We start from the raw sequence: 13956 nt of genomic DNA, 5'->3' as shown, positions 1-13956 counted from the left end.
AACTAGGGTAAAAGCTATTTAGCCTTAGGCCTAAATGGCTTGATCACGGCTTCGTTACACTCTAAATACGGGCCTTCCATCAAGTCGATGCAGTAAGGAATCGCGGGAAACACGGCATCTAAACATTCGCGAATCGATTTTGGTTTACCAGGCAAGTTCACAATCAAAGAATCACCCCGTAAACCTGCGGTTTGGCGGGATAAAATCGCGGTGGGTACAAACTTTAAAGACTCAGCACGCATCAACTCGCCAAAGCCGGGCATCATGCGATCGCAGACGGCTTCGGTGGCTTCTGGGGTGACATCGCGTTTCGCAGGTCCTGTGCCGCCAGTGGTCACAATCAAGCAGCAATCCTGCTCATCGGCCATTTTGATCAAGGTCGCTTCAATCACATCCTGCTCGTCGGGGATCACTTGATAAATCGGCTCCCACTCGCTGCTGAGGTAGTCGTTGAGAGTGTCGATAATCGCCTTACCTGAGATATCTTCATAAATCCCCGCGCTGGCACGATCGCTTACCGTAACAATCCCGATTTTTGCTTTGCTCATATCCCACTCCAAACATCAATCTGTGACTCGACCCCTAAGCACTTTGGGATCCACTAATTTCTCTGCGGCTAAAATAGCATAAAAACAAAGCGAAATGCGTGCCGACAACTCGACTTAGCTCACGTATTAGCAGCTAGTCTGCCGAGCTGGCGACTTTAGAGAGCGGCTCAGTATCGTGATCCTTAAGCGGCGTTGCGGGCGAGAGATACCCGACAATGGCGCAGCTGAGCGCCACAAAGGCCGCCGCAATAAAACCCCATTGGAAGGCGTGATGCACAACCTCTATGGGTAACTGCTTTATCGCCGCAATCCCCACTTGTGCCCCTTCGAGCGGTAACAAGCCATATAACAACAAACTGAATAAGGCCGTACCTATTGCCGCGCCCATTGAGCGGCATAATGACACCATAGCGGTAATTTGGCTTAAACGCGCCTTGCCCGATACACTCTGCACCACCAGCTGCACACTGGGCATCACAGTCCCTAACCCTACGCCCACCAGCACACCTAAACCACCAATCAGGTTGGCATTGGGCGGCACTAAACCGATTAAGAGCAAACCGACAAAGGCCAAGCCCATGCCGAAGGTCGGCAACCATTTAGGCGCCACATCTTTACTTAATAGCCTACCCGCGAGAGTTGAACCTGTGACTATGCCAAAGGTCATTGGCATCAGTAATAATCCACTTTTGGCGGGATTGGTGTGTAAGCCCACTTGCAGATAAATCGGCAAAAAGAAGATCATCGCAAACAGACAGGCGGCAAACAGCGCTGCCGTGAATAGCGGCATATAAATGGCTTTCTTCGCCAGTAAATCAAGCGGCAGAAACGGGCTCGCCAATCGCCTCTCCCACAATAACAGGCCTAGAATACCTGCCACCACAAAGACGGCAAAACCAAAGCTGGTCGCAGAAAGCCAAGCAAACTCCTGCCCCGCGGCCGATAACCAATATAAAAGTGCGGTGATAATAGCCGGGAACAAGACCACGCCCAGTAAATCAAACCGTCCCTGACGCACGGGTTTAACGCTGCGTTTATGCAAACCATTGAGTCGCCAAACCGTCAGCATAGCCAGAGGAATATTTGCCCAAAATAGCCAATGCCACGAATAGGCATGCACCACAAAACCGCCAATCACAGGGCCACCGACACTCGCTAGGGTAAACATAGCGGCAAAATACCCTTGGAAACGCGCCCGCTGCCGAATGGGAACTAACTCCCCAATCAAGGATTGGGACAGACTCATCAAACCGCCACCGCCAAGCCCCTGGAGAATTCGCCCCGCTATCATATGATCCATAGTGCCCGCACTCGCCGAAACGATGGAGCCCAGCGCAAACACAACTAAGGCTATCATCAGGATTTTCGCGCGGCCGAAGTTATCCCCTAACCAACCATAAATCGGCACGCTGGCCGCCATTGCCAGCATATAACCGATAGTGATCCACGAGGCTTGGCGCAGGCCGCCAAGATCTTCCACTATGGCAGGCGTCGCCGTCGCGAGTAAGGTTTGATCGACCGCCGCCAAAAACATAGGCAAGAATACGGCCGAGAATATAGCGAGAAAAACAGAAGTCGGTAGAGGGTCACTCTGGGATAACGCAGGCTTTAAGGACATATTGTCTCCGCTAACTCATCAGCCAAAGCGCATAAAGAAAGTACATAAAGAAGAGATGTTAAATTCGCCTTGCATTCCAATACTTAGATGCCCAATAACTATTGAGCAAGCTTGAAATCTTCACCCCTTGGCTAGTGGAAACATGGAGAAAATTATCGTCGCCCACATAAATGCCGACATGGTGCGTACTCCACCCCGTCTTGAAAAACACCAAGTCGCCCTTGCGCAATTGATTGCGAGGCACAGATTTACCTAGGGCCTGTTGCTCCTCAACCGTGCGCGGCAGCGTCATACCCAACATTTTTTGATAGGCGACGGACACAAAGGCCGAGCAATCAATGCCTTTTTTAGTGCCACCGCCTAAACGATAGGGCACGCCGCGCCACTCGGAATGCAGCTCGGCGATATTGCTATCGTTCCACACCGAGACGGGTTCAATTTGCTTTACCACAGGCTTAGGTTCTGGCGCGCTAGCACAAGCGCCAAGGCCTAAGGCTAAGATAACTATTAGTAATCGTTTCATCGCTTCAAACTCATCGCAGGCAGATTTCACAGTAATGTAATTTTGAGTTTTTATCAGGTAAATTCTGGGCGGCTCAGGGGCAAAACGCTCCAACACAGCGTACTCTAGCAGACTAATGTAACCTAAAGCTTAAAACTACCACCTCGCCCACAATAATCGCACAGCAAGCAGCACCATTAAAAACCATATCAATCAGTTATGGAATGATTAATAGATTGAGCAATAGATGGCAACCACCCACTTGATAGAAAAACAAAAAATCCGCAACTATTTGGCTGCGGATTTTTTGTTCTAACGCTTAACTAAAAAGTAACGAGTCGTTTGTGCCTACGCCGATTCTGCCGTCATGTTCACTAAGCGCGGTGCGCTCTTAGTCGCTTTCTTGGCTGGCACTGGGGTTTTAGGCTCTGGCAAACGTATGGTTAATGACATCACTAACGCCACCACCAGCAGCACTAAAATCACGTTGAAGGTCGCAATAAAGCCACCGAATAACGAGGCGACAATCGAACCGATAATACTGCCGATACCGAAACCTAAGTAGATAACCCCATAGTTTTTAGTCAGGTTATTCAGGCCGAAGAAGTCGCTCACCAGTGAGGGATAAACAGTAATTGTGCCACCAAAACTAAAGGCAACGCAGGCGACCGCGACGAAGAACAGGTTAGCATTCAAAGGGATGAACAGCAGTAACACCATACCAACTAGAGTGATGATCTGCGCCAGAGAGATAACCCGAATACGAGGGATTTTGTCCGACAGTATACCCAGCACCAAACGACCACTGAGGTTCGCCATAGCGATTACCGCAACGGCATTGGCGGCGACCAGAACAGGCAAGTCGACCATCTTCTCGCCGATATCTTTCGCTACACCAATCACATACAAACCACTCATGCAGGCAGATAGGAACATCAGCGCCAGCATCCAGTATTGCGGCTTACGCATGGCTTCAGCGAGGGTGAAGTCGCGGCTTTCGGCCTGCTGACTTGCGGCTGATTGTGCAGGCGCATCTTTCATCAACATGCCGCCACACAAAACTAGCGCCATAGCGATTAAACCCCACAGTTGGAAGGTGGTTTCAAGGCCAGAGCTTTCGAGTAACAGCACGTTAATGTACTTAAACCCAAGGCTACCTAAGCCATAAGCGCCAATCGCTAACGCCGAAATCAGCCCTTTGCGCTCGGGAAACCACTTCACGCAGTTAGACAAGGTCATCAAGTAGCCAGTGCCATCGGCAAAGCCCACTAAAATCCCGGCGCACAGGTAAAGCATCATTAAGTTACTGGCTTGGGCAGTGAGTAAGAATCCAGCGCCGAGTAACAGGCCTGCGCCTAAGGTGACATTACGTACGCCAAAACGTTCCTGTAATTTGCCCGCCATGGAAGATGCCACGGCCAAAGACAAACTCAGCAAACCAAATACAAACGCCACTTGACTGACAGGCTCGTCGAGCTTAGCGGCCAACTGCGCATTGAACAGGCTCCAAGTGTAGACGGAGCCGAGTGCAAACTGGGTGATAATAGTACCAACTAAGGTCAGGTACCGAGTACGGTTCATCTCTTTAGTCATGATGCATCTCGCTTTAGGGGATCTAGAATTAAGCCCACTATAGGAGAGATGCCATTCGCGCCGATCAATTAAGGCATGAAATGCAGATCTGCAGGAATGAATGACAATTACAGCCTCATCAGCTGTCTAAAAGCCTTAATATTACTACGGCTAACGGGCACCTCGAACGACAAATCATGCAAGCGGATAAGGTAAGTGCTATTAAACCAAGGCACAATTTCGCGGATCTTATCGATATTCACGCAATAGGAACGGTGGCAGCGGAAAAAACCTTCGGCGGGCAGGCGGCTGACAAACTCGCTGATGGTCATCTGCATCACATAACGGTCGGTGCGGGTGTACACATAGGTGAGTTTTTCATCGGCCTCGGCATAATAAATTTGCTCGCAGGGCGTGACGATAATCCTCTCACCTTTGACTAAATTTACGGTTCGACTGGCATTACTCGCGGCCTCGTGTTGCAGCTTGGGCGCCTGCCGTCCTGCCAGTCCAATCTTCTGTAATAGACTGATAATCCGCGATTCATTATAGGGTTTGAGAATATAATCGAAGGCTTCGAGCTCGAACGCTTCTACCGCAAACTCTTTATAGGCGGTGACAAATACCACATGGGGTGGATGGGTCGACTTATGCAGATTCTTCGCCAGCAAAAGGCCATCGATGGACGGGATTTGGATATCCAAAAACACTACGTCGACCTCGTGATCCTGCAAATATTTAAAGGCCTCCAAGCCATCCTCAAAGCTAGCCACTATGTCTATCTCACTGTGGCTCTTCACTAAATACTCTAGCTCCTCACGGGCGAGATATTCATCTTCAACTATGATGGCTTTTAACATACTTGCGCCTCATTTTCCGGTAAGTAAAAACTGACTTCAGTCCCCGGCTCCAGCCGCTTAAGCTGCAAACCTTCGCCGTACAATAACTTCACCCTCTGGTGCACATTCGTCAGTCCAATACTGCTACTTTCTATACGACCCGCGGCGACGCCATCTATCACCTCTTGGCTGATGCCATAACCAGTATCGCGCACGGCAACACGAATGCCAGTATCGAGTTTTTTCACTTCTATGGTCACTCTGCCCGGCGCACTGCGCGGCTGAATGCCGTGCAAAATGGCGTTTTCCACCAGCGGCTGCAACAGGAGGCAAGGCACACAAAAATGCACATCGTCGATATCGAACACCACTTCAAGCTTATCGCCAAAACGTGCCTGCTCGATCGCCACATAATCACGGACTTGTTTGACTTCTTCTTGGATATCAATCAACTCATCGCCCTTAGCTAGGTTATAGCGCAGATAATCGGCCAGATTGGCAATCAACTCCCGCGCCTGCTGCGGCCGGATGCGGATCAGTGAAGAAATCGCATTGAGGGCATTGAACAAAAAATGCGGGTTAATCTTGCTCTGCAGCGCGGTGAACTCGGCCTTGCGGGTCATCTCTTGTAGCTGCTCAATACGCGACACTTCCATCTGGGTCGAAATCAGCTGCGACAAACCCACCGCCATCTCCCGCAACGAGCTGGTGATACGATAGTTATTGCGAAAATAAATCTTCAGCGTGCCGCTTACCGTGCCGTTTTCACGCAGCGGGATTATGATGACCGAATGAAAATCCGATAAATGATATTGGCGTAAGTCGTTGTTAATAATGTTTTGATCTAGCTCTATCGCCCTTTGAGTCATCTCACTTATCGCTTGATGACCATCGACCTCGTAGTAATCTTTGCCAACGCCCATATAGGCTAATACATCGCGAGTGTCGGTAATCGCCACGGCATCGGCGTTGATTTCATTACGGATCACTGAGCAAACTTGCTCTAGGGCATGGCGATCAATTTTGCGGAAAAAGGGTAAGGTTTTATTGGCAATATCCAGCGCGAGCTTGGCCTGCTTGGCTGCAATCAACTCTTTCTCATCGTCGAGGTCCTGCACTAGCTTAATGATTAGCCCGATACACACAGTGCCCGCAATCATGGGATAGGCAATGTGATTCACAATATCGACGCCCACCTCGTGCGGCTCTGTCAGCAATAAAATCAACAACATGGTCAGTGTTTCACACAACATGCCCGCCACAATGCCATAAATCCACAACTTAGATTTGGGGCATTTATAATAAATCCAGGTCGCCATTAGGCCGGCAATAATGCTGGCGATTAAACACGGAATAGAGGTATCGCCATCCATATCAATAAGATATCTATGCAGCCCCGACAGCACGCCCGCAGGAATACCAACCCAAGGGCCAAATAATATCCCGCCAGAAATAATCGCGATAATCCGCACGTTAACCAGCGCGCCTTCGACCTCAATACCGGTATAAGTACTAAACACCGCAAATAGGCAAAAAATCGCCGCCACTGAGACCAGCTCTGCGGGGGTATGATTACGCTTTTGGAATAAACGCTGAAACGGCCGAGTGCGGGTTAAAAAGAACAAGGTCATCAGCATCAAGGCCGCCCGTTCAAATACCGCCAGTAACATCATTTGATTTTCGAGCACGTTTTCCCCTTTGCAGATCCGACGTAAGACATGGACGATAAAAATCACCGAGCCCCAAACTGGTCAAACACCCGTATTTAGGCCCGAGTAAAACATCAAACGCTAATGCCCACATAAATACAGGCTTGCTAAAGTAAAGGACAGATAAAAGTCCCATTCACGCGGGCTCAGTCACATATTCACGTTTGGATTGGATTAACAAAGTCTACCCAAGGGCAAGTCAAACAGCACTGTTGCAGCGGCCATGCCCTGCACCAATTTGCAAAATCCACCGGAATACCCGAAGCTAAAACCTTCGGCTCGAATGCAAACGGGATCTGAAAGCAGTTCAGAACCTAGGCTAAAACTACTTGGCTAACACTACTAGCTGACACTACCTAGGCTAAGCTAACACTACCCATACTAAGCTCACACTAAGAGTGTCTACGCAAAGGAATAAGGAGCGAATATGAGCGAACAACAAGCACAGTTTTATGGTGGCCCAAAGGAATGCCCGATTGAAAATGGCCGCATTCAGGTCGGGCGCCTTGCCCCTAAAATCAGTGATGTCGGTGGTATCCCTGTGGCGCGGGCTATCCCACAAAAAGCGCGTCGTCTTATCGGCCCTTGGTGCTTCCTCGACCATATTGGCCCAGTCACCGACGGCCCCTTGATGAATGTTGGCCCGCATCCACACATTGGGCTACAAACCTTTACCTGGATGCTCGAAGGCGAAATCATGCACAGGGACAGCCTAGGTAGCGCCCAAGTGATCCGTCCAAAACAAGTTAACTTGATGACGGCCGGACACGGTATCGCCCACACCGAAGAGTCCGTCGAAGGTCATCCCACTATGCACGCGGCGCAGCTATGGATTGCCCTGCCGCTTGAGCATAAAGATACAACTCCCAGATTTGATCACTATCCAGAACTCCCGACGTGGCACGATGCGGGCGTCGACTTCACCCTACTGATTGGCAGTTGGCAACATAAGCAAGCGCCCACATTGCACTTTTCACCCATAGTTGCCATGGATTTATTTGCCGCAAAAGACACTGAGCTAACCCTACACCTCAACCCTAGCTTCGAATATGGGCTTATGCCGCTGGAGGGAAAATTTCAAATCGAGGACGAAAACTTCGAAAATAACGATCTCGCTTATCTGGGTATGTTGCGTGAAACCGTGACGGTAAAACTCACAGCCGCTTGTCGCATATTGCTGATTGGCGGCGCGCCACTAGCCGATCCTGTCAGTATTTGGTGGAACTTTGTCGGTCACAGCAAAGCGGAAATTGCCCAAGCCCAGGCCGATTGGGAAGCCGAAGATAAGCGCTTTGATACTGTCCCCGGTTATTTTGGTAAACGATTAGTGCCGCCGCCAATCCCTTGGTGATAAATTTTACGGATTTTTTACGCGCTATCTAACTATGTCCTTGTTAGAGTAACGCTAATTTCGGCAAGGCTATCTTTACCCCATGACATTTGCAAAGACAGTTTCCATGGCCCAATACTGGCGCTCGCAGCCCACTTTGTTCACTGGCACAGTATTAGTGGCAGCCATTTTCAGCAGTTTTTTCATTGATCGCTTTCTAGGCTCAACGATTGCCGTACTGCTGATTTTACAGCTAGCTGTGGTACTCATAGCGTTGCAATGTAATGCTAACTTTGCCTATTTTTCCGCCGTGTACGAAGCTGCCAGTTACAACTTTTTATTCACTACGCCACGCTACTCACTACAGATGTTCAATCTTGAGGATATTCTTAACTTAATCGTGTTTCTTATCGTGGCCCTCACCACCAGCAAACTAGCCGAACACTATCGCCGCCAGCAAGATGAGCTCAAACAGGCCAACTTAAGAAACAGCATTTTGCTCTCGGTCTCCCATGATTTACGCACTCCACTCGCCACCATTATTGGCACCCTAACCACCCTGAAAGAATACATGCCCAAGCTCAGTGAATCGCAAAAAGATGAGCTGATTGATAGTGCCGCCACCGAAAGCCACCGCCTACACCAGTATATTGAAAACCTATTGCAGGCCACTAAGTTACAGCACGGTGCCTTGAAATTCAGTTTAAATGAAGACTCCATCACCCATGTTTTACATCAGGCTATTGCTCGCTTCCCCACCACTCAACCGCGGATTGTCGTCGAGAGTCAACCCAATCTTCCCACGGTGATGGTAAGCAGTTCATTGATTGAACAGGCTATTTTTAATGTGCTGGACAATGCTCTGCGTTACTCACCCCAAGATAAAAAAGTCACAGTTAACGCGTATCGACACGAAAAGATGCTGCGGCTGGATATCCAAGATCAAGGTTGTGGCATAGCAGACGCAGATAGAGAAGCCGTTTTCGATCTCTTTTATCGCCAACATCCCTCGACGGATGGCGGAGCTGGCCTAGGGCTCGCCGTCGCTAAAGGCATCATTACCGCCCATGGCGGCCAGATCAGTGCCGAACCCGTGGCAAAGGGTAGCCTTATCCGCATTACGCTACCGATTAACAAGGGCGAGAAATAAATGCCATACAAAATCTTGGTTGTGGATGATGAAGCCCAAATCCACACTTTTATGCGGATCTCCCTAGAAGCGGAAGGATTTGAATATATTGGTGCATTATCAATTGCATCGGCGTTAACACAATATAAATCACAGCAGCCGCACCTTATCGTGCTCGACCTTGGGCTCCCCGATGGCGATGGTATCGAATTACTCCATTCACTGCGCCAGCAGGATAAGACCCCAGTGTTGGTTTTAACCGCCCGCGATCAGGAGGAAGAAAAAATCCGCCTGTTGGAAGCCGGCGCCAATGACTATCTCAGTAAGCCCTTTGGTATCAGGGAATTAATTGTTCGTATCAAGGTATTAGTCCGTGATCTTGTGAATACCTCAGGCGGCGCCGATATGCTGCAATTTGGCCCGCTCTCTCTACAAAAAAGCAGTCATCAATGCTGGCTCAATCAACAGGAAATCGCGCTTACCAAAAAGGAATTTGCCCTGCTCGCCCAACTCATGTCCCACCCGGGGCAATTACTGAAACAGAGCGAATTGCTGCGTAATATCTGGGGCGAGACTCACCAGGAAGATAGCCACTATCTGCGGATTTTAGTCCGCCAACTGCGTAAAAAGCTTAACGACAGCGACGAACAACAACTGATCAAAACCGAGCCCGGCTTAGGGTATCGACTCACAGACCTCGGCCCGCCCTAGGCCAGCTCGTCCCACTCTTTAGCTCAACCACACAAGGATATGAAATGGCACATTTTACTGTCATCGGATTAGGCCGCTTCGGCGTTGCCGCGAGCCTCGAACTCATTCACTTAGGCCACACGGTTACCGGTGTCGATAGCGACCCAAAAATCGTTGAAAAATAGTCTTACTGAAGCTGTGATTTGCGACTGCGCCGATGAGGCATCGCTGCGGGAACTCGATCTGACCAACTGCGAGGCGGTGTTGGTTGCTATCGGTGAGGATATGCAATCGAGCCTGCTGTGCACTCTGGCACTTAAAAATCTCGGCGTGCAGACTATTTGGGTCAAGGCCAGCACCAAGGCCCACCATACCATAGTGTCTAAACTCGGCGTTGCCCGCATTATTCATCCCGAGGAAGAAATGGGGATCCGCGTCGCCCAGTCGCTTAACTACCCTATGGTGAATAACTTTCTCGCCATCGGCGACGGGCTCTATATTGTTGAAATCCATATCAAATCCCATTTACATCACACCACAGTGGGCCAACTGCTCGGGAGCTTGCAGGAGCACAGCGCCGATGAGCAAACCAATGTCCTACGCAACCCTAAGGGCAAGGTGGCGGCACTGATGATCAAGCGCGAACAGAACGTATTTAGCAAGATTGATAGCGATTTTAGCCTGCACACTGAGGATGCCCTATTCCTCTGTGGTAGCCGTGCCGAGTTAAAACAGCTAGCACCAAGGTTGGTGTAACGTGGTTCAATGGCATCCTTCGCTCACCCTAGAGCACACACCTAAAAGCGGTAAAAAACTCTTTGGCGCGCCGCCCTTTATCTTAAGTGCAAGCTTTGCTCTGCTGATCCTCGTTGGCACTTGCTTGCTTAAACTGCCTATTGCCACAGAGTCACCTATTACTTGGCTGCAAAGCCTATTTACCGTGACCTCGGCGGTGACAGTAACAGGGCTAGTTGTTGTCGATACCGGCAGTGTGTTCACGCCCTTTGGCCAAGTGATTATCGCGCTGTTAATTCAATGCGGCGGCCTAGGTTTGATGACCTTTGCCATTGTCACTCTGATAGCGCTGGGCGGTAAGATAGGTTTCTTGCAGCAAACTGTGGCGAAAGAAGCGTTTAATCAAACCGATACCTCAACTTTAGTCTCGACCGCTAAGGCCGTGCTTATATTTTCGCTATTGGTTGAAGCCGTGGGAATGCTGATTTTATCCGTCTATTGGAGCGGCGAGCTGGGCTGGCAAACCAGCCTGTTTCATGGCTTCTTTTATACCATTAGCGCCTTTAATAACGCGGGGTTTGCCCTAAGCCCAGATAGCTTAATCCCCTATGTGGCAGACCCAGTTGTTAACCTCACCATCACCGGCTTATTTATTGTGGGCGGCCTTGGCTTTTCGGTGTGGATTGACCTTAAGCGCAATAAACGTTGGTCGAAACTCACCGTCTACAGCCGTATGATGATTACCGGCACCATACTGATCAATGCCGTGGCCGTGATAGGCATTTACTTGATTGAGTACAATAACCCCAACACCCTCGCCCCCTTAAGCGAACTCGGCAAATGGTTGGCCTCTTGGTTTCAAGCCGTGACCCCGCGCACCGCAGGCTTTAATACACTAGCCATAGACAAACTCGAAGACGGCACAACGCTATTAATGCTTGTATTGATGTTTATCGGTGGCGGCTCCCTCAGTACCGCCAGCGGCATTAAGGTCGTGACCTTTATGGTGCTTATTCTCGCCACCTACGGCTATTTACGCCGCGATGAAGCTGTGTATGTATTTAAGCGGGAAATCCCCAAAGACACCATTAGCAAGGCACTTGCCTTGACGATGATCTCCATAGGCGTTACTTGGCTGGCAATTTTCGCTTTAGTGTTAACCGAAAAAGCGCCATTAATCGATATCGTCTTCGAAGCCGTATCCGCCCTCGGCACCGTCGGACTATCCCGCGGATTAACAGGTAATTTATCCAGTGCAGGCCAAGGGATTATCATCTTTATGATGTTTATGGGGCGCCTCGGCCCACTCATGCTCGCCTACTTTCTTGCCAACCCAAGAGTAAAGAAACTGCGCTATGCAGAAACTAAATTGGCAATTGGGTAAGGATTGATTGATCAGTAACACAATAAATGTACTGACAATCATAGAGTTGTAACGCTGAGCCATCGGGATGGGCGATTGGTGTGAATCCGTCGAGAACAGATGGATTCACTCGCTCATTTGCGGAAAAAAAGAGTGTAAGCATGGATTTGGTAGGACTGATGAAGAGGGACAAATTTGGAACTTAGCTCTTTAAACGCTGACAGATAGGCGAGCCATGGCATTTGCTCGACGACGCGCAGCAAGTCCATCCATGGGGTGGACGGTCGTCTCACTAATCACCATGACTCTTCTGTTTAACATCGGTGTAGCCTGTTTGTTTTGAAAGAAGATTAGTAACTCATTTAGGGACAAAAGCGTGATAGACCTTTTGCTCTAACTCGCCTGTTTCGGATTAAAATTACTATAGATTAACGCTTTAATAAGGGGCGCACGCTGTTTATGCGTCCCATGCCACACTTTTATATAGTTGCTAACTTGGGTGAAAAACCTATAGTTCTAATAGTCTCAAACAACCAATCTTGCGCATTAATGATATCTTCTGACGAAAAATTATCTTCTTCGTACCGCGCACTAGGTGAACAAGTTATTGCATCAAGCCTATCAGTGCTTAACTGCTCTACATAATGATTGTTAAATTCATTTACTAATTTGTATATGCTGTGCCCATATTTGTCTTTTAGCTCTTTTTCCGTGATTCTAGCCTTCAGAAGCCAAGCTTTAAGTATTTTTTCTGCACATTGTGAATAAGCCCATCGAGCTTGCCCATAATTCATTGTATGGGTCTGTAACTGGACAGTTATAGTTTTAAGATCTGCATCAATAGCATTGCAAAATGGTATTGATGCAATTCTCCAGCCTGACAGAATTTGGAATGATTCTAGAGCTTCACTAAACGTTTCGATTAACGAACTTAATTCATCATCAGTTAAAGAGTTCACATAAGCCTGCGTCATATTAGGGGACATTCGCATTATATTTGTCTCGTTGTGTGCCCACAAACTGTTAAATTTTTCTCTATAAAAAAGTTACATGTACCGACAAAGTCGGGCACCCGATAGTGCCATAGGTCACCTCTGATTTTTTGATAGAAAAAACCTAAATCGGAATTAAAGGACTGAAGTTTACCGTACTTGGCGTCATACCAGTCATTCAGCCATACGCAAAGTTGATTGCCTAAGTCATTATCAGGGAGAAGTGATTTTGGTGATAATGGTATTGAAGCATTTTCAAAGTATTTACTAACCTCGCCGACGGCTTGCATATAACGGAGTGTAATGGGCAAACCTTGCTCAATAAGACGTTGATCTATCTCTTCGAAAACTTCATTTATGATCACTTTTTTACGCAACTAAGACCTCCAAGATATAACGCTTTCTATAGGGCTTGTAGCCATTTCTCATCCTCCTATGAAGCAGTTCAATTAACAATCAATAAGTTAATAAAATAACGGGATATTAGTTTTCCAAATGGCGCATAATGTAAGAGAAGCTTACTTCCAAACTCTTTCAGATAGCTTTGCATAGGGCAAATCTAGTGAATGAGGAGAGGATGGGATCTTTGTTCCAAATTGAATGAGGCAAAAGCCTTTAGCCAGATGAACAGTTCAATGATCGTTAAAATTGCCATTGTTGCAACAGTGTCCGTTGGCGGTGTTTACACTTCCATGTATTGCAGATGCCGCCGTCGAGCCTATAGGGATACTTCTTGTAAAATAAAAGGGCGGCGTGTCACAGGGGAAATAGTGACAATGTATACAACGCCAACTTCCTTGAATTGTTGAACGAAGCCGCTTTGCGGCAGGAACAAGATAAAACCATCCTTTTGCCCCTCATCCTAAATACTTGCTAGACGCGACCTGCTTCGGTCGCAAACCTAGGAGTATCATCATGGACATTCACGA

The 13956-nt window shown here is 48.4% G+C and carries 12 protein-coding genes and 1 pseudogene; 5 read left to right on the top strand and 8 right to left on the bottom strand.

Annotated features, from left to right (window positions below; translation table 11 throughout):
* Nucleotides 1-14: 14 nt before the first annotated feature.
* From mog to MJO46_RS13045, 6 genes are all read right to left on the bottom strand, one after another.
* Nucleotides 15-548 (bottom strand): molybdopterin adenylyltransferase, encoded by a 534-nt coding sequence (gene mog, locus MJO46_RS13070; RefSeq protein WP_253989664.1) that lies wholly within the window; start codon nucleotides 546-548, stop codon nucleotides 15-17.
* Between the two features lie 133 nt (nucleotides 549-681).
* On the bottom strand, nucleotides 682-2166 hold the full coding sequence (locus MJO46_RS13065) for an MFS transporter (protein ID WP_253989663.1): 1485 nt from the start codon (nucleotides 2164-2166) through the stop codon (nucleotides 682-684).
* 58 nt (nucleotides 2167-2224) lie between these two features.
* Nucleotides 2225-2689: an NlpC/P60 family protein gene (locus tag MJO46_RS13060; RefSeq protein WP_253989662.1), complete on the bottom strand. Its 465-nt coding sequence runs from the start codon at nucleotides 2687-2689 to the stop codon at nucleotides 2225-2227.
* 327 nt (nucleotides 2690-3016) lie between these two features.
* A complete protein-coding gene (locus tag MJO46_RS13055; protein WP_253989661.1) occupies nucleotides 3017-4261 on the bottom strand; it encodes an MFS transporter in 1245 nt (414 codons plus the stop codon).
* Between the two features lie 107 nt (nucleotides 4262-4368).
* Complete coding sequence (locus MJO46_RS13050) at nucleotides 4369-5100, bottom strand: LytTR family DNA-binding domain-containing protein (protein WP_253989660.1); 732 nt, start codon at nucleotides 5098-5100, stop codon at nucleotides 4369-4371.
* A complete protein-coding gene (locus MJO46_RS13045) occupies nucleotides 5094-6767 on the bottom strand; it encodes a LytS/YhcK type 5TM receptor domain-containing protein (protein WP_367880931.1) in 1674 nt (557 codons plus the stop codon). Before MJO46_RS13045 ends, MJO46_RS13050 begins: the two co-directional genes overlap by 7 nt.
* Nucleotides 6768-7215: 448 nt before the next feature.
* On the opposite strand from MJO46_RS13045, the gene MJO46_RS13040 reads away from it, so the two are divergent.
* From MJO46_RS13040 to MJO46_RS13020, 5 genes and pseudogenes are all read left to right on the top strand, one after another.
* Nucleotides 7216-8139 carry a pirin family protein gene (locus tag MJO46_RS13040; RefSeq protein ID WP_253989659.1) on the top strand — a complete coding sequence of 308 codons (924 nt, stop codon included), beginning with the start codon at nucleotides 7216-7218 and terminating at the stop codon, nucleotides 8137-8139.
* 82 nt (nucleotides 8140-8221) lie between these two features.
* Nucleotides 8222-9268, top strand: coding sequence for an ATP-binding protein (locus MJO46_RS13035; RefSeq protein ID WP_253989658.1), 1047 nt, complete (start codon nucleotides 8222-8224; stop codon nucleotides 9266-9268).
* Entirely contained in the window at nucleotides 9269-9958 is a 690-nt protein-coding gene (locus MJO46_RS13030; RefSeq protein WP_253989657.1) for a response regulator transcription factor, read from the top strand.
* Between the two features lie 44 nt (nucleotides 9959-10002).
* Nucleotides 10003-10693: pseudogene (locus MJO46_RS13025) on the top strand (TrkA family potassium uptake protein).
* 1 nt (nucleotide 10694) lies between these two features.
* Nucleotides 10695-12056, top strand: a complete 1362-nt coding sequence (locus MJO46_RS13020; RefSeq protein ID WP_253989656.1) for a TrkH family potassium uptake protein — start codon at nucleotides 10695-10697, stop codon at nucleotides 12054-12056.
* A gap of 458 nt (nucleotides 12057-12514) precedes the next feature.
* On the opposite strand, the gene MJO46_RS13015 is transcribed toward MJO46_RS13020, so the two are convergent.
* Both MJO46_RS13015 and MJO46_RS13010 read right to left on the bottom strand, forming a co-directional pair.
* The gene (locus tag MJO46_RS13015; RefSeq protein WP_253989655.1) at nucleotides 12515-12994 is read right to left on the bottom strand and encodes a hypothetical protein; all 480 of its coding nucleotides are present in this window, start codon (nucleotides 12992-12994) and stop codon (nucleotides 12515-12517) included.
* A gap of 32 nt (nucleotides 12995-13026) precedes the next feature.
* Nucleotides 13027-13404: a hypothetical protein gene (locus MJO46_RS13010; protein ID WP_253989654.1), complete on the bottom strand. Its 378-nt coding sequence runs from the start codon at nucleotides 13402-13404 to the stop codon at nucleotides 13027-13029.
* Nucleotides 13405-13956 lie beyond the last annotated feature (552 nt).

It is taken from the genome of Shewanella sp. KJ2020, assembly GCF_024197625.1.
GTDB lineage: Bacteria > Pseudomonadota > Gammaproteobacteria > Enterobacterales > Shewanellaceae > Shewanella.
Note: the sequence above shows the minus strand (reverse complement) of the source record. Positions and strands in the feature narration are given on the sequence as shown.

What these genes read in the sequence shown, in the direction of transcription:
- MJO46_RS13030 (WP_253989657.1), top strand. Translation starts at nt 9,269, where the DNA reads ATGCCATACAAAATCTTGGTTGTGGATGATGAAGCCCAAATCCACACT.
- MJO46_RS13050 (WP_253989660.1), bottom strand. Translation starts at nt 5,100, where the DNA reads ATGTTAAAAGCCATCATAGTTGAAGATGAATATCTCGCCCGTGAGGAG.
- MJO46_RS13040 (WP_253989659.1), top strand. Translation starts at nt 7,216, where the DNA reads ATGAGCGAACAACAAGCACAGTTTTATGGTGGCCCAAAGGAATGCCCG.
- MJO46_RS13055 (WP_253989661.1), bottom strand. Translation starts at nt 4,261, where the DNA reads ATGACTAAAGAGATGAACCGTACTCGGTACCTGACCTTAGTTGGTACT.
- MJO46_RS13035 (WP_253989658.1), top strand. Translation starts at nt 8,222, where the DNA reads ATGACATTTGCAAAGACAGTTTCCATGGCCCAATACTGGCGCTCGCAG.
- MJO46_RS13060 (WP_253989662.1), bottom strand. Translation starts at nt 2,689, where the DNA reads ATGAAACGATTACTAATAGTTATCTTAGCCTTAGGCCTTGGCGCTTGT.
- MJO46_RS13065 (WP_253989663.1), bottom strand. Translation starts at nt 2,166, where the DNA reads ATGTCCTTAAAGCCTGCGTTATCCCAGAGTGACCCTCTACCGACTTCT.
- mog (WP_253989664.1), bottom strand. Translation starts at nt 548, where the DNA reads ATGAGCAAAGCAAAAATCGGGATTGTTACGGTAAGCGATCGTGCCAGC.